General features: G+C 67.5%; 21 protein-coding genes and 2 pseudogenes. 20 read left to right on the forward strand and 3 right to left on the reverse strand.

Going from position 1 to position 21804, the window contains the following annotated elements; all coding sequences use genetic code 11:
* Positions 1-26 precede the first annotated feature (26 nt).
* Positions 27-431 (forward strand): hypothetical protein, encoded by a 405-nt coding sequence (locus KXD98_RS00645; protein ID WP_260761396.1) that lies wholly within the window; start codon positions 27-29, stop codon positions 429-431.
* Here the strand turns inward: KXD98_RS00645 and KXD98_RS00650 are convergent.
* Positions 416-526, reverse strand: a pseudogene (locus KXD98_RS00650) (CAP domain-containing protein); the annotation flags it as partial. The gene KXD98_RS00645 and the pseudogene KXD98_RS00650 overlap by 16 nt on opposite strands.
* Positions 527-661: 135 nt before the next feature.
* On the opposite strand from KXD98_RS00650, the gene KXD98_RS00655 reads away from it, so the two are divergent.
* The 3 genes and pseudogenes from KXD98_RS00655 to KXD98_RS00665 all read left to right on the forward strand — a co-directional run bounded on the left by KXD98_RS00655 (position 662) and on the right by KXD98_RS00665 (position 2553).
* A complete protein-coding gene (locus tag KXD98_RS00655) occupies positions 662-1318 on the forward strand; it encodes a TetR/AcrR family transcriptional regulator (protein ID WP_260761397.1) in 657 nt (218 codons plus the stop codon).
* Positions 1319-1456: 138 nt separating this feature from the next.
* A pseudogene (locus tag KXD98_RS00660) lies at positions 1457-2094 on the forward strand (DUF72 domain-containing protein).
* Positions 2095-2112: 18 nt separating this feature from the next.
* Positions 2113-2553 (forward strand): SRPBCC family protein, encoded by a 441-nt coding sequence (locus tag KXD98_RS00665; protein WP_260761398.1) that lies wholly within the window; start codon positions 2113-2115, stop codon positions 2551-2553.
* A 21-nt stretch (positions 2554-2574) separates the two neighbouring features.
* Here KXD98_RS00665 and KXD98_RS00670 read toward each other — a convergent pair whose 3' ends face one another.
* Entirely contained in the window at positions 2575-3273 is a 699-nt protein-coding gene (locus KXD98_RS00670) for a GntR family transcriptional regulator (protein WP_260761399.1), read from the reverse strand.
* Positions 3274-3407: 134 nt separating this feature from the next.
* On the opposite strand from KXD98_RS00670, the gene fadD5 reads away from it, so the two are divergent.
* From fadD5 to KXD98_RS00750, 16 genes are all read left to right on the forward strand, one after another.
* On the forward strand, positions 3408-5084 hold the full coding sequence (fadD5, locus tag KXD98_RS00675; RefSeq protein WP_260761400.1) for a fatty-acid--CoA ligase FadD5: 1677 nt from the start codon (positions 3408-3410) through the stop codon (positions 5082-5084).
* Positions 5085-5387: 303 nt separating this feature from the next.
* Positions 5388-6104 carry an MlaE family ABC transporter permease gene (locus tag KXD98_RS00680; protein ID WP_396883315.1) on the forward strand — a complete coding sequence of 239 codons (717 nt, stop codon included), beginning with the start codon at positions 5388-5390 and terminating at the stop codon, positions 6102-6104.
* 1 nt (position 6105) lies between these two features.
* Complete coding sequence (locus KXD98_RS00685) at positions 6106-6975, forward strand: ABC transporter permease (protein WP_260761401.1); 870 nt, start codon at positions 6106-6108, stop codon at positions 6973-6975.
* Between the two features lie 4 nt (positions 6976-6979).
* The gene (locus tag KXD98_RS00690) at positions 6980-8197 is read left to right on the forward strand and encodes an MCE family protein (RefSeq protein ID WP_260761402.1); all 1218 of its coding nucleotides are present in this window, start codon (positions 6980-6982) and stop codon (positions 8195-8197) included.
* Complete coding sequence (locus KXD98_RS00695) at positions 8194-9225, forward strand: virulence factor Mce family protein (protein ID WP_260761403.1); 1032 nt, start codon at positions 8194-8196, stop codon at positions 9223-9225. Before KXD98_RS00690 ends, KXD98_RS00695 begins: the two co-directional genes overlap by 4 nt.
* Positions 9222-10808 (forward strand): virulence factor Mce family protein, encoded by a 1587-nt coding sequence (locus tag KXD98_RS00700; protein WP_260761404.1) that lies wholly within the window; start codon positions 9222-9224, stop codon positions 10806-10808. Before KXD98_RS00695 ends, KXD98_RS00700 begins: the two co-directional genes overlap by 4 nt.
* A 16-nt stretch (positions 10809-10824) precedes the next feature.
* Entirely contained in the window at positions 10825-12459 is a 1635-nt protein-coding gene (locus KXD98_RS00705; protein ID WP_260761405.1) for a virulence factor Mce family protein, read from the forward strand.
* A gap of 3 nt (positions 12460-12462) precedes the next feature.
* The gene (locus KXD98_RS00710) at positions 12463-13608 is read left to right on the forward strand and encodes a virulence factor Mce family protein (protein ID WP_260761406.1); all 1146 of its coding nucleotides are present in this window, start codon (positions 12463-12465) and stop codon (positions 13606-13608) included.
* A 3-nt stretch (positions 13609-13611) separates the two neighbouring features.
* Entirely contained in the window at positions 13612-15174 is a 1563-nt protein-coding gene (locus tag KXD98_RS00715; RefSeq protein ID WP_260761407.1) for an MCE family protein, read from the forward strand.
* Positions 15144-15773 (forward strand): hypothetical protein, encoded by a 630-nt coding sequence (locus KXD98_RS00720; protein WP_260761408.1) that lies wholly within the window; start codon positions 15144-15146, stop codon positions 15771-15773. Before KXD98_RS00715 ends, KXD98_RS00720 begins: the two co-directional genes overlap by 31 nt.
* A complete protein-coding gene (locus tag KXD98_RS00725; RefSeq protein WP_260761409.1) occupies positions 15770-16753 on the forward strand; it encodes an RDD family protein in 984 nt (327 codons plus the stop codon). Before KXD98_RS00720 ends, KXD98_RS00725 begins: the two co-directional genes overlap by 4 nt.
* Entirely contained in the window at positions 16750-17322 is a 573-nt protein-coding gene (locus KXD98_RS00730; protein ID WP_260761410.1) for a mammalian cell entry protein, read from the forward strand. The genes KXD98_RS00725 and KXD98_RS00730 overlap by 4 nt, the downstream gene beginning before the upstream one ends.
* Positions 17289-17993 (forward strand): mammalian cell entry protein, encoded by a 705-nt coding sequence (locus KXD98_RS00735; RefSeq protein ID WP_260761411.1) that lies wholly within the window; start codon positions 17289-17291, stop codon positions 17991-17993. Before KXD98_RS00730 ends, KXD98_RS00735 begins: the two co-directional genes overlap by 34 nt.
* Positions 17994-18105: 112 nt before the next feature.
* Positions 18106-19014 carry a metal ABC transporter substrate-binding protein gene (locus KXD98_RS00740; RefSeq protein WP_396883317.1) on the forward strand — a complete coding sequence of 303 codons (909 nt, stop codon included), beginning with the start codon at positions 18106-18108 and terminating at the stop codon, positions 19012-19014.
* Positions 19011-19751, forward strand: a complete 741-nt coding sequence (locus KXD98_RS00745; protein WP_260761412.1) for a metal ABC transporter ATP-binding protein — start codon at positions 19011-19013, stop codon at positions 19749-19751. Before KXD98_RS00740 ends, KXD98_RS00745 begins: the two co-directional genes overlap by 4 nt.
* Positions 19752-19792: 41 nt before the next feature.
* Positions 19793-20614: a metal ABC transporter permease gene (locus KXD98_RS00750; RefSeq protein ID WP_396883319.1), complete on the forward strand. Its 822-nt coding sequence runs from the start codon at positions 19793-19795 to the stop codon at positions 20612-20614.
* Here the strand turns inward: KXD98_RS00750 and KXD98_RS00755 are convergent.
* Positions 20611-21645, reverse strand: coding sequence for a phosphodiester glycosidase family protein (locus KXD98_RS00755; protein WP_396883321.1), 1035 nt, complete (start codon positions 21643-21645; stop codon positions 20611-20613). The two genes, KXD98_RS00750 and KXD98_RS00755, sit on opposite strands and share 4 nt — an antisense overlap.
* Between the last annotated feature and the right edge of the window lie 159 nt (positions 21646-21804).

The raw sequence follows: 21804 nt of genomic DNA on the forward strand, positions 1-21804 counted from the left end.
CGGGCCGTGCGCCGCACGATGTGGATGTGAGTACGGTCGTCGAACGCGGGCACGCCCGCTGCCCGCGCTGTGTGTCGGTGGCGGACTACGTCTTCATCGAGTACGGGCGCGGCATGCGCTACGAGGTGTGCTGCCGAAAGTGCGGTGAGCGCTACGCGGAGGAGAGTCGGCCGTCGGTCGTGGTGGCTCCGGTCTCCGCACCCGAACCGCCGATCGAGTGGCCGCCCGACCATGACCCGGTTCCTCCGCGAGACCGGCGGGCCGAATTGCGGCGGCGGTTCTCAGATGCCGCTGGGCACGCGCGCACCGGGGTAGACCTGCTGAGTCGGCGGGTGGGCACGATCAGCGGCCAGGCGCGCACCTGGGTGCGCGACCATCGTCATCGGAGCGCGGCCGGGCAGCAGGTGGACGCCGATCAGACCGGCGGGTAGGCCGGCGGCGGATAGACTCCGCGCAGGATCCAGGCAAACCAGTTGATGCCGTACTCCAGTTCGTCGCTGGCGTCATAGTCCGGGTTGGGGTCCACGTCATCACCTCTCGCCTGGTGCGGGCTATGTCAGGAGTCTAGACCTGTCCGGCCACTGTCAACACCGCATCGACTTACACTGGCCAACCAGTTAGTAGACCGCCCGAGAGTCAGGCCTTCCTATAGTGAGTCGCCATGTCTGAGATCGCCACACCCAACGGGATGTCGCGTCGCGAGGAACTGCTGGCCGTGGCCACCAAGCTGTTCGCGGCCCGCGGCTACCACGGCACCCGGATGGACGATGTCGCCGACGCGGTCGGCCTGAACAAGGCGACGGTGTACCACTACTACGCCAGCAAGTCGCTGATCCTCTACGACATCTACAAGGGCGCGGCCGACTTCACCGTCGATGCGCTGCACGACGACCCGACGGCCTCGGCGCGCGAGACGATCTACCACTTCACCCGCCGGCTGCTGGTCGGCATCGCCAGCGACATCGAGCGGGCCGCGGTCTACTTCCAGGAGGCGCCGTACATCACCGAGTGGTTCACCGAAGAGCAGGTGTCCTACATCCGGGAGAAGGAAGCCCAGGTCTACGAACACGTCCGTGACGTCATCGACCGCGGCATCGCCAGCGAGGAGTTCTACGACTGTGACTCGCACGTGCTGGCGTTGGGCTACATCGGTATGACGCTCGGCTCCTACCGCTGGCTGCGCCCGCACGGGCGACGCACCGCTGCCGAGATCGCCGTGGAGTTCAGCACGGCGCTGCTGCGCGGGCTGATCCGCGATGAGGCGGTGCGGACCGGTTCGCCGCTGGGGACGGTCACCGAAGCCGAGCCGGCCGGCTAGCGCCTGGACGGGCCGACTGGCCGCCCGCGCAGCGGGTATCAGAGATCGGTGACGATCCGCATCGGCTGCTCGGGGTGGTCCTACCCGCACTGGAACGGAGTGCTCTACGAACGCGGGGTGACCTCGGCGGGGCGTCTGGTGCGCTACGCCGCCGAGTTCGACACCGTCGAATTGAACGGCAGCTTCTACCGGTGGCCGGCCGACGCGTGGTTCGCCAGGTGGCGCGATCAACTTCCGGCCGGCTTCGTGATGCGGTCAAGGCCGCGCGTGGGTTGACACACGCGCGGCGGTTGCGCTCGCCCGAGGTGTGGATCGAACGCTTCGTGCGGGGCTTCAAGGAACTCGGCGACCGGGCCGGGCCGCTGCTGGTGCAGCTGCATCCCGCCTTCGAACGCGACGACGCGCGGCTCGACCATTTCCTTGCTGGCATGCCACCGGCCATCCCGGTGGCCGTCGAGTTCCGCCACCCGTCCTGGGAGGACCCGGGCGTCTACCGGATCTTGGAAGGGCGCGGCGCGGCGTATGTGGTGATGAGTGGGGCGGGTTTGCCGTGCATCCTGCGGGCCACCGCCGACTTCGTCTACGTGCGGCTGCACGGCCCCGACCCGGATGCGCTCTACGGCGGCTCCTACAGTGCGCAGGATCTGCGATGGTGGGCCGATCGCATCGGCGAATGGCACGCTCAGGACCGGGATGTGTTGGTGTACTTCAACAACGATCTGGGCGGCAACGCCGTGCGCAATGCTCGCGACCTGCGGATGCTGCTGGGGTGCTGAGGTGGTTATGCTCTGCCAATGCCGCTGGTGAGTAAGACAGTCGAGGTCGAGGCGTCCTCGGACGCTGTGCTACGGATCGTCGAGGATTTCGAGAACTACCCGCAGTGGAACGAGGAGATCAAGGGCTGCTGGGTGCTGGCGCGTTATGAGGACGGCCGGCCGAGCCAGCTGCGCCTCGACGTGGTCGTACAGGGGATGGCGGGCACGTTCATCACGGCCGTGTACTACCCCGACGAGCGCCAGATCTACACGGTGTTGCAGCAGGGCGACCATTTTCAGAAGCACGAGCAACGGTTCGCAGTGGTTCCGGTCGCGTCGAACTCGCTGTTGACCGTCGAGCTCGATGTGGAGACTCAGCTGCCGCTTCCTGCGCCGATCGTGAAGAAGGTCATCGGCGACACGCTGGAATACCTCGCCGAGAACCTCAAGAAGCGCGCCGAGCAGCTCGCGGCGTCCTGACGACGCGTCGCGCCGTCGCCGTCAGTGGGCCGGCCGACGCCACAGACCGGCCTGATCCAGCCAGGCCAGCAGCCGCTGCAGCCCGTCGGTGAACTGCTGATCGGTCAGGTCGACGACGGTGTGCACGTCGCGCCGGCGCAGCGCGGCCACCAGTCGATCGTGGCTGGCGACCGTGGCCACCCCCCACGCCGGATCGGTGGCGAAAAGCTGCGGCGGCAGATAGCGGGTGGTGTGCAGCAGGAACCAGGCCAATTTGATTCGCCCGCTGGCGCGATTGAGCGAACGGTGAAAGGTGAACTCCGCCAGCGCAATCGCTTCGGGATCGCGCTGCTCGACGGCCGCCGCCAGGCATCGGTTCAGCCGGTCGAGCTCGTCGATCTGCTCGTCGGTGATCCGGCGGGTGGCCGTCGCCGCCAGCTCCTGAGCGATGGTCGACTGCAGCCAGAAGATGTCCTCGATGTCCTTGCGCGACAACGGCACGACCCGATGGCCGCGATGCGGTTGCAGCTCGACCATGCCCTCGCCGCGCAGCGTGCGCAGCGCCTCGCGCACCGGGGTGATGCTGACGCCCAGCCGCGCGGCCGTCTCGTCGAGTCGAATGAACGAGTTGGGCCGCAGTGTGCCGGTCATGATCTCCGAGCGCAGCAGTGCAGCCACCTCGTCGGAGAGTTGTTCGCGCCGTAGCGAACCGGCGCGCGATGTGCCGGTGGAAGCAATCATCGGAGCACCGGCCTTTCCTGCGGTCGAGCGAGGGCCTTGTCCCGAGGCCGGAGGGGCCATAGTGTGACCGAGGCAACACAATGTTTGATCAAATATCACCATTGCGCAACCCTCAGCCCAGGGAGTGAACGACGTTGACCGACCCCGCCGGCGCGACCGGCCCCCCGCCTGAGCAGCCCCACCTCGCTCGCCGGCAGAACTGGACCAACCAGCTGGCCCGCCATGCGCTCATGCAGCCGGCCGCGACTGCGCTGCGATACCTGGGACGCACCATCACGTGGACCGAGCTGGACCAGCGGGTCAGCGCATTGGCCGCCGATCTGCACCGCCGCGGTGTCGGCGTCGGTGATCGCGTCCTGATCCTGATGCTCAACCGTCCGGAATTCATCGAATCGTTCCTGGCGGTCAACAAGCTCGGTGCGATCGCGGTGCCGGTGAACTTCCGCATGACGGCTCCGGAAATCGCGTTCCTGGTTTCGGACTGCCAGGCGCGGGTGGTCATCACCGAATCGGTGCTGAGCACGGTGGCCACCGCGGTGCGCCAACTGGACCCGACGCTGGCCACCGTCATCGTCGCCGGCGCCGGCGCCGAGCCCGCCGACGGCGAGGTGCTCGACTACGAGCAACTGATCAGCGGCAGCGCCGACGACTGCCCGCTGGTCGACATCCCCGACGACTCGCCTGCCCTGATCATGTACACCTCCGGCACCACCGGCCGGCCCAAGGGCGCGGTGCTCACCCACGCCAACATCGCCGGTCAGGCGATGACGTTCCTGTTCACCAGCGGCGCCGACATCAACAACGACATCGGGTTCATCGGGGTGCCGCTGTTCCACATCGCCGGCATCGGCAACATGATCCCGGGCCTACTGCTGGGCCGGCCGACAGTCCTCTACCCGCTGGGCGCCTTCGACCCCGGTGAGCTGCTCGACGTCTTGGAGGCCGAGCGGGTCACCGGCATCTTCCTGGTCCCGGCACAGTGGCAGGCGGTTTGTGCCGCTCAGCGCGCCAGGGCCCGTGACCTGCGGTTGCGCACGCTGTCGTGGGGAGCAGCGCCGGCGTCGGACACCCTGCTGCGCGAGATGGCCGACACCTTCCCGGGCGCGCAGATCCTGGCCGCCTTCGGTCAGACCGAGATGTCACCGGTGACGTGCATGCTGCTCGGCGAGGACGCCATCCGCAAACTCGGCTCGGTCGGCAAGGTCATCCCGACCGTCTCGGCCCGCATCGTCGACGAGGACATGAACGACGTCGCGATCGGCCAGGTCGGCGAAATCGTCTACCGCGCACCGACATTGATGGCCGGCTACTGGAACAACCCCAAGGCCACCGCAGAGTCGTTCGCGGGCGGCTGGTTCCACTCCGGAGACCTGGTGCGCCAGGACGAGGAGGGCTATATCTGGGTGGTCGACCGCAAGAAGGACATGATCATCTCGGGCGGCGAGAACATCTACTGTGCCGAGGTCGAGAATGCGCTCGCTGCGCACCCCGATGTCGTCGAGGTCGCGGTGATCGGCCGTGCCCACCCGAAGTGGGGCGAGGTCCCGGTTGCTGTCGTGGTGTTGCGCAGTTCCCTGGACGCCGCGGCCGCCGAAACGTCCGGACTGGCCGATCTGGAGGATTTCCTGACCACCCGACTGGCCCGTTACAAGCACCCGAAAGCCCTCGAGGTGGTCGATGCGCTGCCGCGCAACCCTGCGGGCAAGGTTCTCAAGACCGAACTGCGTGCGCGGTTCAGCAGGGCAGAAATTGTTGACGCCGGCGAAAGTGTTGTTCCACCAACCGTTTCCGCTGCAAATCGGACAGATTAGCCCAGTCGGAAGGAGTTTGCTCGTGCTCAGGCACTCAATACCGCCGATGCGGTACGCGCAGGCCAATCCATCGGGTACAGTCCGGTGGTCTGTCTTACTACTGGCCAGTAGTGAGATGGAGCTCACTTGAACTGGGTCCGGGCGGGAAGGGAGCGTGCGACAGGTGCTGCCGGTGCGCTACGCCAGTGACGGATACGTCGCGGAGGCACCCCGGTGACGATCTCGTCGAAGTCCAACAACGTGACCGGTTACGTCCGTGACCAGGTGCGCCCAGGGCTCGAGGCCGTCGGGGGCTTCGTGCGGATGTGCGTGCTCGTCGGCAAGGCCCTGCTGCGGCCGCCGTTCCAGTGGCGCGAGTTCATCCTGCAGAGCTGGTTCCTCATGCGGGTCGCATTCCTGCCCACGCTGGCGGTGTCGATCCCGCTGACCGTGCTGCTGATCTTCACCCTGAACATCCTGCTCGCGGAGTTCGGCGCCGCCGACGTGTCGGGTGCCGGTGCGGCCATCGGTGCGGTCACCCAACTCGGTCCGTTGGTGACGGTGCTGGTGGTGGCCGGCGCCGGGTCGACGGCCATCTGCGCCGACCTCGGCGCCCGCACCATCCGCGAGGAGATCGACGCCCTGGAAGTTCTGGGCATCGACCCGATCCACCGCCTGGTGGTGCCGCGGGTGGTCGCCTCGACGTTCGTGGCGATCCTGCTCAACGGCGCGGTCATCACCGTCGGCCTGGTCGGCGGCTTCATCTTCGGCGTCTACCTGCAGAACGTCTCGGCCGGCGCGTACGTCTCGACGCTGACGCTGATCACCGGTCTGCCCGAAGTGCTGATCTCGATCGTCAAGGCTGCGACGTTCGGGCTGATCGCCGGGCTGGTGGGGTGTTATCGCGGCCTGACCGTCGGCGGCGGAGCCAAGGGTGTGGGCACCGCGGTCAACGAGACGCTGGTGCTCTGCGTCATCGCGCTGTTCGCCGTCAACGTGGTGCTGACGACCATCGGTGTCCGATTCGGAACGGGGAGCTGACGTGTCGACGACTGCCGTTCTGAAGTCCCGGTTCCCGCGCGGAGCCGCCGCCGCCCAGCGGGTCGTCGGCGCGCCCGCCCGCGGCCTGGATTCGCTGGGCCATGTCGCATGGTTCGTGGTCACCGCGGTCAGCTCGATCGGCCATGCGCTGCGTTTCTACCGCAGGGAGATGCTGCGGCTGATCGCCGAGATCGGCATGGGCACAGGCGCGATGGCCGTGATCGGCGGCACGGTGGCGATCGTCGGCTTCGTCACGCTGTCGGGTTCGTCGCTGGTGGCCATCCAGGGTTTCGCATCACTGGGCAACATCGGCGTCGAGGCATTCACCGGCTTCTTCGCCGCGCTGATCAACGTGCGCATCGCCGCACCGGTGGTGGCCGGCCAGGCACTGGCCGCCACGGTGGGCGCCGGTGCCACCGCCGAGCTGGGCGCCATGCGCATCAGCGAGGAGATCGATGCGCTGGAGGTGATGGGCATCAAGTCCATCTCGTATCTGGTGTCGACGCGCATCGTGGCCGGCTTCGTCGTGATCATCCCGCTCTATGCGATGGCGATCATCATGAGCTTCCTGTCGGCGCAGGTCACCACCACGATCTTCTACGGTCAGTCGGTCGGCACCTACGAGCACTACTTCCGCACGTTCCTGCGGCCCGACGACGTGATGTGGTCGTTCATCCAGGCGATCATCATCTCGGTGATCGTGATGCTCAACCACTGCTACTACGGCTTCTTCGCCAGCGGCGGCCCGGTCGGCGTGGGTGAGGCTGTCGGCCGGTCGATGCGCGCCTCTCTGGTCGCGATCGTCTGTGTGGTCCTGTTCGCTTCGTTGGCGCTCTACGGCGTCGACCCGAACTTCAACCTGACGGTGTAGCGCCATGACAGCACCTGCCGCCTCCCGGCGCGAACCCCCTTACAAGATCGCGGGCGTGGTCCTGGCGATCCTGACGATCATCGTGCTGGTCTTCGTCTACCTGCAGTTCCGCGGCGACCTGCTGCCGCGGGAGAAGCTGACGCTGATCTCGGCGCGTTCGGGCCTGTCGATGGACCCGGGCGCCAAGGTCACCTACAACGGCGTACAGATCGGCCAGGTGGGCCAAGTCGAGCAGGTCACCGTCGGAGACGAACCGCGCGCCAAGATCATCCTCGAGGTCAACCCCCAGTACCTCGACCTGATCCCGCGCAACGTCGACGCCGAGATCAGCGCCACGACGGTGTTCGGCAACAAGTACGTCTCGTTCAGCACGCCCGCCAGTCCCTCACCGGAGCGCATCAACACCAACGACGTGATCGACGTGACGTCGGTGACCACCGAGTTCAATACCCTGTTCGAGACCGTGGTCTCGCTGGCCGAGCAGGTCGATCCGATCAAGTTGAACCAGACCCTGACCGCCACTGCCGAGGCACTCGACGGGCTCGGTGACCGGTTCGGCGAATCGATCATCGACGGCAACGAGATCCTGGCCGAGATCAACCCGCAGATGCCGCAGATCCGGCGCGACACCCGACTGCTGGCCGACCTCGGCGGGGTCTATGCCGACGCGGCCCCCGACCTGTTCGACGGACTGCAGAACGCCGTCACCACCGCGCGCACCTTCAACGAGCAGCGCGCAGATGTCGACCAGGCCCTGATGGCCTCGGTGGGGTTCGGCAACACCGGCGGTGACATCTTCGAGCGCGGCGCACCGTATTTCGTGCGCACCGCCGAAGACCTGATTCCCACCACCGCGCTCCTCGACAAGTACAGCCCGTCGTTCTTCTGCATGTTCCGCAACTACCACGACGTGGAGCCGAAGATCAGCGACGCGCTCGGCGGCAACGGCTACTCGCTGAAAACCAACTCGCAGGTCCTCGGTCTCGGCGCCGGAAACGCCTACGTCTATCCGGACAACCTGCCCCGCGTCAACGCCAAGGGCGGGCCCGGCGGGCGGCCGGGCTGCTGGCAGCCGATCACCCGTGACCTGTGGCCCGCGCCGTACCTGGTGCTCGACACCGGCGCGTCGATCGCCCCGTACAACCACATCGGTCTGGGCTCGCCGCTGTTCACCGAGTACGTCTGGGGACGCCAAGTCGGGGAGCACACGATCAACCCATGAAAATCACCGGAACCGCGATCAAACTCGGCGCCTTCTCTCTGGTGCTGCTCATGTTCACCGCGATCATCGTGGTGGTCTTCGGCCAGATTCGCTTCGACCGCACCACCGGTTACTCGGCGATCTTCTCCAGCGCCAGTGGGCTGCGGCCCGGCCAGTTCGTGCGGGCCTCCGGTGTCGAGGTCGGCAAGGTCAGCGGTGTCGAGCTGATCGACGGCGGCACCAAGGTCAAGGTCGACTTCAGCGTCGACCGGTCGCTGGACCTGTTCGACGAGACGCGTGCCTCGGTCCGCTACCTGAACCTCATCGGCGATCGTTACCTGGAACTGTCCCGGGGCGACAGCAACACCAGAATCGGTGCCGGAGCGACCATCCCGATCGAGCTCACCGAACCCGCACTCGACCTCGACGCACTGATCGGCGGTTTCCGGCCGGTGTTCCAGTCGTTGGAGCCCGAAAAGGTCAACACCATTGCCCAGTCGCTGATCACGGTGTTCCAGGGGCAGGGCGGCACCATCAACGACATCCTGGACCAGACGGCGTCGCTGACGTCGGCGCTGGCCGACCGCGATCAGGCCATCGGTGAGGTCATCACCAACCTCAACACCGTGCTGGAGACCACCGTCAGACACCAGCAACAGTTCGACGAGACCCTGCAGAACTTCGAGGTCCTGATCACGGGTCTGAAGAACCGCGCCGACCCGTTGGCCGGATCGGTCGCCGACATCAGCGACGCCGCCGGCACGATCTCGGACCTGCTCGCCGACAACCGGCCGTTGCTGCGCGACACCGTCACCAAACTCGAGGTGCTCCAGGAACCGCTGGTCGAGCAGAGCGACGAGCTCAACAGTTTCCTGGACAACCTGCCCGACGCACTGGCGATCATCGGCCGGTCGGGCGGCATCTACGGTGACTTCTTCAACTTCTACGCCTGCGACATCACGTTGAAGCTCAACGGTTTGCAGCCGGGCGGGCCGGTGCGCACGGTCAAGATCTGGAGCCAGCCCTCGGGTAGGTGCACGCCGAAATGAGAGTCCTGGAAGGTTCCAACCGCGTCCGCGGCGGGTTGATGGGCATCATCCTCCTGGTCATCGTGATCGGGGTGGGCCAGAGCTTCGCCAGCGTGCCGATGCTGTTCGCCAAACCGACCTACTACGCGCAGTTCGCCGACACCGGCGGTCTGAACACCGGTGACAAGGTGCGTATCGCTGGTGTCGACGTCGGCACGGTGCAGTCCATGGAGATCGACGGTGACCGCGTGCTCATCGGCTACAGCCTGGGCGGGACGCAGATCGGCGAAGCCAGCCGGGCGGCCATCCGCACCGACACCATCCTGGGCCGGCGCAACATGGAGATCGAGCCTCGGGGCTCAGATGTGTTGCCGCCCAACGGGGTTCTCCCATTGGGCCAGACCACCACGCCCTACCAGATCTACGACGCGTTCTATGACCTCAGTGAGTCGACCGCCGGCTGGGACACCCAGACGGTCAGGGACTCGCTCAACGTGCTCTCCGAGACCATCGATCAGACCTATCCGCATCTGAGTGCGGCACTCGACGGGGTCGCGCGCTTCTCCGACAGCATCGGCAAGCGCGACGACCAGATCAAGCAGCTGCTCGCCAATGCCAACCGGGTCGCCGGTGTGCTCGGCAACCGCAGCGGGCAGATCAACGAGCTGCTGGTCAACGCGCAGACGCTGCTGGCGGCGATCAACGAACGCAATTACGCGGTCGGCCAGCTGCTCGAACGCGTCTCCGGATTCTCGGCGCAGGTCCGCGGTTTCATCGACGACAACCCCAACCTCAATCGGGTGCTCGAGCAGCTGCGGGTGCTCTCCGACATCCTCGTCGAGCGCAAGATGGACCTCGCCGACACCCTGTCGTCGCTGTCGAAGTTCATGGTCTCGCTCGGTGAGGCGCTGGCATCGGGCCCGTACTTCAAGGTGATGCTGGCCAACCTGGCGCCCTACTGGCTCCTGCAGCCCTTCGTCGACGCCGCCTTCAAGAAGCGCGGAATCGACCCAGAGGAGTTCTGGCGCAACGCCGGGCTGCCGGCCTTCCGTTTCCCCGACCCGAACGCGACCGGATTCCCCAACGGGGCACCGCCGCCGGCTCCGACACCGCTGGAGGGCACGCCGGAATTCCCCGGCCCCGCAGTGCCTCCGGGCTCGCCGTGCTCGTATACGCCGCCGGCCGACGGCCTGCCCCGCCCGGGCAACCCGCTGCCGTGCGCGGACCTGACGGTCGGCCCGTACGGCGACAACCCCTACGGCCCCAACTACGAGGCTCAGCGCCCCAACGTCGCGACCTCGGCGCCCAACGCACACGGCCCGCAGCCGTCGCCGGGCGTGCCGTCCGCGGCGATTCCGGGTCAGCTCTCGCCGGACGTCCCGGGTGCGCGGGTCCCGTTGCCCGAGGCGCCGCCGGGGGCGCGTACCGTCCCGCTGGCACCGCAGCCCTCGGCTCCGGACTTCACGCCCGGAATCGCGCCGCTGCCACCGGCTTTGACCGGTCCGCCGCCACCACCGGGACCGGGGCCGGCGCCTGCCCCCGCGGGCACGCCGGTGCTGCCGGGCAATCCGCCGTTCCTCCCACCGGGATCGCAGCAGGGGTAGGGGGAATCGAGTAGCCATGTCGACTGTCTTCAATGTCCGCAACTTCAAGGTCGCCGGGGTGTCCCGCGGTGCGGTGATCATCGGCGCGATCCTCGTGGTGGTGGCCATCATCGGTGCGCTCATCGGGTGGAACCTGTACAAGGGTCTGACCACCAAGACCGTGGTCGCCTACTTCACCCAGACGCTGGCGCTCTATCCCGGCGACAAGGTCCAGATCATGGGTGTCCAGGTCGGCACCATCGACAAGATCGAACCGGCCGGCGACAAGATGAAGGTGACGTTCCATTACGACCGCAAGTACAAGGTCCCCGAGGACGTCACCGCGTCGATCCTGAACCCGAGCCTGGTGGCCTCGCGCACCATTCAGCTTGCGCCGCCCTACACCGGCGGAAATGAGCTGCCCGACAACGCCGTTCTGGATCTGGACCGCACCCAGGTGCCGGTGGAGTACGACGACCTGCGCAACTCGCTGAACCGGCTGCTGACCGACCTCGGGCCCACTCCCGAACAGCCGCAGGGCCCATTCGGTGACATCATCGAGTCGGCGGCCGACGGTTTCGCCGGCAAGGGCCAGCAGCTCAACAGGACGTTGAACAACCTGTCCGAGGCGCTGTTCGCACTCAACGAGGGCCGCGGCGACTTCTTCAGCGTGATCAAGAGCCTGGCGTTGTTCGTCAACGCGCTGCACCAGAGCGATCAGCAGTTCGTGGCGCTGAACAACGATCTGGCCCAGATCACCAACGCCTTCACCAACACCGACGACGAAGTCGCCACCGCTCTGCGTGACCTGGACCAGCTGCTGTCCACCACAAGGGAATTCATCAACACCAACGGCGAGGTGTTGGCCCACGACGTGAACAACCTGGCCGAGGTCACCAATGCGATCCTGCAGCCCGAACCCCGCGAGGGTCTGGAGACCGCGCTGCACGCGTACCCGAACGTGGCGGCCAACCTGATGAACATCTCGGCACCGAACAACGGCGGCATCGTTACGATGCCGGTGATCAACAACTTCGCCAACCCGATGCAGTTCATCTGCAGCGCGATCCAGGCCGGTAGCCGGCTGGGATATCAGGAATCGGCCGAATTGTGTGCGCAGTACCTCGGGCCGATCCTCGACGCGATCAAGTTCAACCATCTGCCGTTCGGCACCAATCCGCTGCGCACCGCGATGACGCTGCCCAAGCAGATCGCCTACTCCGAGGAGCGCCTGCGGCCACCGGCCGGTTACAAGGACACGACGGTGCCGGGCATCTGGTCGCGCGACACGCTGTGGTCGCACGGCAACCACGAGCCCGGATGGATCGTGGCACCGGGCATGCAGGGCGTCGAGGTGCAGCCGTTGACCGCGAACATGCTGACCCCCGAATCGTTGGCCGAGTTGATGGGTGGGCCCGACATCGTGCCGCCGCCGGCGCCGCCGGCGTTCGGCACCACCCGGGACGGCAACCTGCCCGGGCCGCCCAATGCGTTCGACCAGAACAACCCGCTGCCGCCGCCGTGGTACCCGCAGCCCGGTCCGCCGCCGGCGCCCGCGCCGGGCGTCATCCCGGGCGATCCGCTCGGCGCCATGACCCCGGCAGCTCCGGCTGCACCCGCTGCACCCGCTGCGCCGTCGGGTCCGCTGTTGCCGGCCGAGGCAGGAGGCTGACCGATGGGTAGATGGAGCACATTGGCTCAGCGGGCCGGCGCACTGGGCGCCGCGGCGCTGGTGCTGACCTCGTGCGGGTCGTGGAAGGGCATCTCGAACGTGCCGTTGCCCGGCGGTCCCGGCACCGGTCCCAATGCCACCACGATCTACGTTCAGATGCCCGACACCCTGGCCCTGAACGTCAACAGCCGGGTGCGGGTGGCCGACGTCTATGTCGGCCGGGTCCGGGCGATCGAGTTGCGCAACTGGGTGGCGACGCTGACGCTGGATCTGGACCCGAGCGTGCAGTTGCCGGTCAACGCGCTGGCCAAGATCGGTCAGACCAGCCTGCTGGGGTCTCAGCACGTCCAGCTGGATATGCCGCCGGATCCCGAGCCGGAGATGCTGGAGACCGGCGACACCATCCCGTTGGCCAACGCGTCGGCCTTCCCCACCACCGAGCGGGTGCTGGCCAGCATCGCGACCATCCTGACCGGTGGCGGTGTGTCGAACCTGGAGACGATCCAGACCGAGGTCTACAACGTGCTCAACGGGCGCGCCGATCAGATCCGCACCTTCCTCAACCAGCTCGACACCTTCACCGCCGAGCTCGACGCGCAGCGCGACGACATCACCCGTGCCATCGACAACACCGATCGGCTGCTGGCGGTGGTCGCGCAGCGCAACAACACCCTCGACGCTGTGCTGACCGAATTCCCGCCGCTGATCGAGCATTTCGCCGAGACACGGGACCTGTTCGCCGACGCCGTGGAATCACTGGGACGGATCAGCAACGCCTCGGTGGACATGCTCGCTCCGGCCAGCGACAACCTCAACACCAACCTGGCCAACCTGCAGCGTCCGCTGCGGGAGCTGGGCAAGTCCGGCCCGTACCTGATCGGGGCGCTCAAGATCTTCCTGACCGCGCCCTACAGCGTGGAGAACGTGCCCAAGGCGATCCGCGGCGACTACATCAACTCGTCGCTGATGGTGGACCTGACGTTGTCGGCCATCGACAACGGCTTCCTGTCCGGCACCGGCGTCTCGGGCATGCTGCGCGCGCTCGAGCAGTCGTGGGGCCGCGACCCGGCCACCATGATCCCCGACATCCGGTTCACCCCGAACCCGAACTCGGCGCCCAACGGACCACTGATCGAAAGGGGGGAGTGAGCGATGCTGACGCGGTTCATCAAGCTCCAGTTGGTCATCTTCACCATCCTGACGGTGGTCGCGCTGGGCGTGCTGGGGCTGTACTACCTGCGGCTGCCCACCCTGGCCGGCGTCGGCCAGTACACGTTGCACGCGGAGCTGCCGCGGTCCGGCGGGCTCTACGAGACGGCCAACGTGACCTACCGCGGCACCCAGATCGGGAAGGTGACCTCGGTCGAACCGACCGAGACCGGCGCCCGGGCGACGATGAGCATCGACAACCGGTACAAGATCCCGGTCGACGTCAGCGCCAACGTGCATTCGGTGTCGGCCATCGGTGAGCAGTACCTGGACCTGGTGCCCGAACGCGACAGCGATCAGTACCTCAGCGCCGGCCAGACGATCACCAACAGCACCGTGCCCGCCGCAGTGGGGCCGGCCCTGGATGCGGCCAACGAGGGCCTGGCGGTACTGCCCAAAGAGAAGATCGACACGCTGCTGACCGAGACGTCGTTGGCCGTCGGTGGTCTGGGCCCGGCGCTGCAGCGGTTGGTGGATTCGACGACGAACATCGCCGAGGGCTTCCGTGAGAACCTGCCGCAGGTCAACGACATCATCGACAACTCGGCGCCGATCCTGCAGAGCCAGGTGGATTCCGGAGACGCGATCGGGCAATGGTCGCGCAACCTGAACACGATCGCCGCGCAGGCCGCCGGTCAGGACGCGGCGCTGCGCAGTGGACTCTCGCAGGCCGCCCCGACACTGGACCAGGTCACGACGGTGTTCAGCGATGTGCGCGAAGGGCTGCCGCAGACGTTGGCCAACTTGGCTGTGGTCAGCGACATGCTCAAGCGCTACAACAAGGGCATCGAGCAGACGCTGGTGATCTACCCGCAGGGCGCGTCGCTGCTGCAGATGGGCTCGATCTTCGAAGAGGGCGGTCTGCTGCACTTCGGCCTGTCGGTCAACCTGCCGCCGCCGTGTATGACCGGGTTCCTGCCGGCATCGGAGTGGCGTTCGCCCGCCGATACCAGCACCGCGCCGCTGCCGACAGGTACGTACTGCAAGATCCCGAAGGATTTCCAGGGCAACGCGGTACGCGGCGCACGCAACTATCCCTGCGCCGACGTGCCGGGCAAGCGGGCGGCCACCCCCGCGGAGTGCCGCAGCGAGGAGCCGTACGTGCCGCTGGGCACCAACCCGTGGTACGGCAATCCGAATCAGATCCTGTCCTGCCCGGCCCCGGGCGCGCGGTGTGACCAGGGGGTGGATCCGGGCCGGGTGGTCCCGGCGCCGTCGGTCAACAACGGTATGAACCCGTTGCCGGCCGACCAGTTACCTCCGCCGGAAGCCGCGGCGCCCACCAGCGATCCGGTCAGCGCGCCGGGCTCGGGTACCGTCAGCTGCAGTGGGCAACAGCCCAACCCGTGCATCTACACTCCGGCCCAGGGCCCGCCCGGCTCCACCGCCGCTTACAGCCCGAGTTCTGGCGAGGTGGTCGGTCCGGACGGCGTCCGCTACAACGTCAACAGCTCGAGCAACACAGGAGACGACGGATGGAAGGAGATGCTGGCACCAGCCAGCTGAACCGCACCATCGACGCCGACGCGGACAGTGCGCCGGGGCAGACTCCCGCCGCGGCAGCCGGGGACCCGGCACCGGATGAACAGACCGACACCCGACGCCCGGCTCGGCTGGGTACCGGCTGGGTCGCCGGCATCTGCGTGGTGTTGGTGCTGCTCGCCGCCGGAGCGGGCGTCGGCGGTTTCTTCGCGCTGCGGGCCAACGAGCACGCCGCCGAGATCGCCCGGGCGGACGAGGCTGCGCTGGCGGCGGCCAAGGAATGTGTGGCCGCGACGCAGGCGCCCGACACCGAGGCCATGACCATCGCGCAGTCCAAGATCCTGGAGTGTTCGACCGGAGAGTTCGGCGTGCAGGCCGGGTTGTACAGCAGCGTGCTCGCCGAGGCCTACCAGGCGGCCGACGCCACCGTGCAGGTCGATGATCTGCGGGCCGCCGTCGAGCGGCACAACGAGGACGGGTCGGTCAACGTGCTGGTCGCGGTGCGGGTCCGAATCACCAACGCCGAGGCCTCTGATCAGCAGGTCGGCTACCGGTTGCGCGCCACCATGGTCTACGACGAGGGCAGATACCGGATCGCCACGATGGAGCAGGTCACCTCGTGACGGCCGTTCTCGACAGCACCGCGACGCCCGACCACGAGACGACGACCGAGACGCCCGCGCTGGCGTCCTGGCCGGCGCGGGCCGGTGCCCTGGCCATCGACGTCATCGTCCCGTTGGGGGTGGCCGTGACGATGGCGTTGCTCGCTCTCAGCGCCCCGGCCGACGGGTGGGCGCGGTGGGTGTTCACCGCCGGGTTCGCGCTGGCGCTGCTGGCCATCGGAGTCAACCGGCTCCTGCTCCCGGTGGCCACCGGCTGGACCCTCGGTCGAGCGCTGTTCGGCATTGCGGTGCGCCGCGCCGACGACGGCAACCCGGAGGTACTGCGCCTGACCGCGCGCGACGCCGCGCACCTGCTCGACACCGCGGCGCTGTTCGCGGGCTGGCTCTGGCCACTGTGGGAGCGCCGCCGTCGCACGTTCGCCGATCTGCTGGCGGGCACCGAGGTGCGCCGGGTCCCGGCACCGGACCGCGACATGCGCCGAACCGTCGCCGGTGCGCTGGTCGGGGCGTCGGTGCTGTGCGCGGCAGCGGTCGGCCTCGGATACGTGGCGGTCTATCGGCAGGAACGGGCGATCGATACAGCCCGCGTGCAGATCACCGAACAGGGGCCGCGCATCGTCGAGCAGATGCTCAGCTACGGCACCGAGACGATCGACGAGGATTTCGCCCGCGCCCAGGCCCTGACCACCGACGCCTATCGGGACCAGCTGGTTGCCCAGCAGCAAGCGGTCCGCCAGGGGGACGCCACCAGCAACGAGTACTGGGCGGTCAGCAGCGCGGTGCTGCCCAACCCGCCGGTCACCCCGGACCGCGCCGCGATGCTGCTGGCCATGCAGGGCCAGCGCGGAGCCGACGCCGCGGACCTGAAGTTCATCACTGCCACCGTGCGGGTGGAGTTCGAGAAGTCCGGCGACGGTCAGTGGCGGGTGGCGAACCTGACCGTGCTCAAGGCTCCCCAGATGAATCCGGCGGGCCAGTGAGTCCGCGGCGCCGGTTCGCCGACCACACCGCCGGTGACGACACCGTCGGCAGGGACTATTTCGTCGCCGAGCCACCGCCGCCGCGGCGCTGGGGTTTGACGCTGGTCAGCGTGCTCACCGCAGTGGTGCTGGCCGCGGCGATCGGGGCCGGCACCTTCATGCTGATCCGGCAGGAATCAGACCGTCGCGCGCAGGTCAAGGAAGCGGCAGCGCTGGGCTATGCGCGGGAGTTCATGACGACCTACACCACCCTGGACCCGTTCAACGCCAACGCCTACGCCGACCGCATCTCCGCCGAGGCCACCGGGGAGTTCGCCGCGAACTTCAACGAGAAGCTCAACGAGATCCTGGTGCAGGTGGCGCGTTCGGAACCGTCGACCGGAGAGGTACTGGACGCCGGCATCCAACGCTGGAACGACGACGGCAGCGCCGACGTGCTGGTCGCCACCAAGGTGACCTCGACGATGCCCGACGGCCAGACCACCATCGAGAGCGGAAGCCGCTGGATCGCCACCACGATCAGGGAAGGACAACAGTGGAAGATCAGCAACCTGATCCAGGTGATCTGACGCCCGAGGCCGACCAGCCGGAAACCGAGCGGCCCAACACGCCTGTCGGCAAGGCCCGGCGCCAGCCCGTCGTCGATGTCGAGACCCCGCAGGAGCCCGCAGCGCCGGACGACCCGCCCGAAACCGTGCTGGTCGCGCATCGGCCGGCGGGGCGGCGGTTGCTGACCGCGGCCTCGGTAGCCGCGGTGCTGTTCGTCGGTGCAGCGGCGTTCGCCGGCGCGGCTGTGCAGCCCTACCTGTTGCAGCGGGCGCTGGTGCAGACCAAGCTCGATATCGCCCGCACCGCGACCGACGCGATCTCCGCGCTGTGGACCTACACCCCCGAGGACATGAACACCCTCGCTGATCGTGCGACTGCCTTCCTCGGCGGCGGCTTCGCCGAGGAGTACCGCCGCTACATCGACGCCATCGTCGAGCCCAACAAGCAGGCCCAGGTCACCAACACCACCCAGGTCATGGGCGCCGCGGTGGAATCCGTTGCGCCACCCGGCATCCCGACGGAAGCAACCGCCATCGTCTACACCAACTCGGTCGCGACCAGCCCGGTGACCAAGAACATCCCGTCGCTGCGCTACCTGTCCTACCGGTTGACCATGCAGCGCGAAGGCGGCGAGTGGCTGATCACGCGGATGTCGACCATCACGACGTTCGATCTGACGCCCCAGCTGTAATCCGGCCGCCCGCCGCCCGGCACCCTTGCTGTTTAGAGTCGCCAATACTAGAGTTTCGGCACCCCGAAAATTCTGTGAGGTGCAGGACGTGCGACGAGACGGCCGTTGGCGGGTGACCCGGTGGCTGGGCGCGGTGCTGGTCACTCTCGTCGCGGCCGCGACGGTGGGGTGCTCTGCGAGCACCGACACCGCGCAGCGGCCGGTGGTGCTCACGACGTTCACGGTGCTGGCCGACATCGCCGCCAACGTGGCCGGTGAACACCTCCAGGTGGAGTCGATCACCAAGCCCGGCGCCGAAATTCACGGCTACGAACCGACACCCGGCGATATCCGACGGGCCATCCAGGCAGACCTGATCCTGGACAACGGACTGGGCCTGGAGGCGTGGTTCGCCCGGTTCGTCGACGGCATCGACGTACCGCGGGTGGTGGTCAGCGAGGGCGTGCAACCGATGGACATCGCCGAGGATGCCTACGCCGGCAGACCCAACCCGCACGCCTGGATGTCGGCGCTGAACGTGCAGATCTATGCCGACAACATGGCTGCCGCCTTCGCTGAGCTCGACCCCGAGCACGCCCAGGACTACCGGGACAATGCCGCGGCCTACCGAGTGCAACTGCAGGACGTGCACGACGACCTCGTCGCGCAGCTCGACGTCCTACCGTCCGGGCAGCGCGCATTGGTCACCTGTGAAGGGGCGTTTTCCTATCTGGCGCGCGACGCCGGCCTGACCGAGAAGTACATCTGGCCGGTCAACGCCGAACAGCAGGCCACCCCGCAACAGATCGCCTCCACCATCGATTTCGTCAGGGCCAACGACGTGCCCGCGGTGTTCTGCGAATCGACGGTGTCCGACGGGCCGATGCAGCGCGTCGTCGAAGCCACCGGCGCCCGCTTCGGCGGTGTGCTGTTCGTCGATTCGCTCTCCGCCGCCGACGGACCGGTGCCGACCTACCTCGATCTGATCCGTCACGATGCCGCGACGATCGCGGCGGCGCTGACCGCCGACCGGATCCCGTGACCGCCCCGGTATTACAGGTTGCATCGGTGACGGTGCGTTACGGTCCGGTCGTCGCGTTGCAGGACGCCACGCTGACCCTCCAACCCGGCCGGGTCTGCGGGCTGGTCGGCATGAACGGTTCCGGGAAGTCCACCCTGTTCAAGGCGATCATGGGGTTGGTGCGCCTCGATGCCGGCACTGTGCGCATCCAGGGCGCGGACCCGGCTCGCGCTCGAAAGCAGGGTGTCATCGCGTACATGCCGCAGAGCGAGGCCATCGACTGGTCGTTCCCGCTGTCGGTGCGCGAGGTCGTGCTCACCGGCCGTTACGGCCACCTGGGCCCGTCTCGGCGCGCCCGCGGCGAGGACCACCGCGCCGTCGACGACGCGCTCGCCCGTGTCGAACTCACCGACTACCAGGACCGCCAGATCGGCGAACTGTCCGGTGGGCAGCGCAAGCGCGCGTTCCTAGCGCGGTGTATCGCCCAGGGGGCCGACGTGCTGCTGCTCGACGAGCCGTTCGCGGGCGTCGACACCCGCAGCGAATCCACCATCAGAACACTGCTGCGTGAGCTCGCGGGCAATGCGGCGACCGTCGTGGTCTCCACCCACGACCTGAACAATCTGCCTGAACTGGCCGACGAGGCGGTCCTGCTGATGCGCACCGTGCTGTTACACGACACCCCCGAACAGGTGCTGAAACCGCAGAATCTGGTCCGTGCCTTCGGTCTGGACGTCGACGGCGGCACGGCTTCGTGAACATCGTCGAGTTCTTCGTCGAACCGCTCCGGTTGGAGTTCATGGTGCGGGCTGCTGCGACGACCCTGATCGCGTCGGTGGTGTGCGCGACGCTATCGTGCTGGCTGGTGCTGATCGGCTGGTCGCTCATGGGTGACGCGGTCTCGCACGCGGTACTTCCCGGGGTGGTGCTGGCCTACGTCGCCGGGGCGCCCTTTGCCGCCGGCGCCGCACTGTTCGGCTTCGCCGCGGTCGCCATGATCGGCATCGTCCGCGATACCAGCCGGACCAAGGAGGACGCCGCCATCGGCGTGGTGTTCACCACCCTGTTCGCGCTCGGGCTGGTGCTGATTTCGGTGACGCCAAGCCATGTCGACCTCAACCACATCATCTTCGGCAACGTGCTCGGCGTCTCGCGCTTCGACCTCATCCAGGTCGCCGTGCTCGGAACCGTCGTCTGGGCGGTGCTGATCTACAAGCGCCGCGACTTCACGCTCTACGCCTTCGATCCCAACCATGCGCACGCCATCGGGATCAACCCGCGACTGCTCGGCGCGGCGCTGCTCGGGCTGCTGGCCCTGACGGCTGTGGTGGCGTTGCAGGCCGTCGGCGTCGTACTCGTGGTCGCCCTGCTGATCGCCCCCGGCGCTACCGCCTACCTGCTCACCGACCGATTCAGCCGGATGCTGCTGATCGCACCGGCGCTGTCCGCCGCCTGCGCCGTGGCCGGCCTCTACACCAGCTACTACCTGGATACCGCCGCCGGTCCCATGGTGGTGTTGGCCAACGGCGCGGCGTTCGCCCTCGCCTATGTGTTCAGCCCGACCCATGGGCTGCTCGGCACCCGACGGCGCCGGGGTGCTGCCGAACGGTCGGCGAGCTAGTTGAAAGCCAGCCAGGCGGGCTGGGCGCGTTCCCGAGAGTCGCACAGCACGGCCATGGTGTCGCACGAACCGCGCGGGGACCCTGCGCCGGCCCACATGCCGCCGGTGTCGCGGCGCAGCACGATCGCCGAGGACCCGCCCCCGTCGAGCAGCACCGCGGTGTCGCTACCGAGTCCCCGGAACAGATCTTGGATCTGGTCGGGCGTGTAGTTGCCGCCCTGGAAGACGAACATCTCGTCGCGGTCGCGGACATAGGCCAACGCGGTGCGCGCGGCGCTGGGGCCCGGATCGTTGAGCTGGCCGGTGTCGCCGGGGGCCAGCAACCCGATGCCGGCCACCGCGACGAATCGGGTTCCCTTGTCGATCAGATCGGTGATCACCGGTGTGGCGGCGTCGAAGTCGTCGAGGCTCTTCGGCGGTACCACGAACGGCGCGCCTTTGACCGGAAGCACCATCGTCGACAGCGCCATCCAGTTCTCGTTGCCGCCGGAGAGGCCTTGCTTACCGGCGTAGGCCAGCGTGCCGGTCACCTTGGTGTTGGTGCGCCCCAGGCCTGCGGTGTTGTCGACGTAGGTACCGAGCGGAGAACTACACCCCGTGGTCTTCCAGGAGCCGCCCTGCTGAGGGCGCACATCGAAGAAGTTGGCGTTGATCGCGATGGTCGGCGATCCGAGGGCCTGCCAGGCTTGGTGCGGGGTGTAGATCTCCGAGGCCTGCCACAAGCCCTCTGACGTCCGGGCCCGCGGATCCCGTTCACAGCGCGCCTGGTATCCGGTGTGGGAATCGGCGAGCAGCCGCGGCGCCAGGCGCTGCGAGGCGGCCTTGATGATCATCAGCCGTCCACCGTTGTTCATCTCGTACCAGTGCCCGGCGGCATTGCGCATCGGTGCCGGGAATCCCGAGCCGAAGTTGTACACCAGGTAGGACCCGCGGGTGTTGGCGATCGCGGCGGCCAGCAGATCGCGCGCACTGACTGCCGAGGCGGTAGGCGCGGCCAGCGTCGCGGCAACCGTCACCGCGAGGACCACCACGAGTGTGCGGATACCGGCGATGCGTCGCGAGGCAACGGCGAAGGCACCCACCGGGACTCCTCACATGACTACGCAGCAAACAACTCAGGTAAGACAACATTAATCACAATGACACCACTGTCAACTTTGATCACTGCCGTATCACGGCGTTGTTTCACG

The organism is Mycobacterium sp. SMC-4 (assembly GCF_025263265.1).
GTDB lineage: Bacteria > Actinomycetota > Actinomycetes > Mycobacteriales > Mycobacteriaceae > Mycobacterium.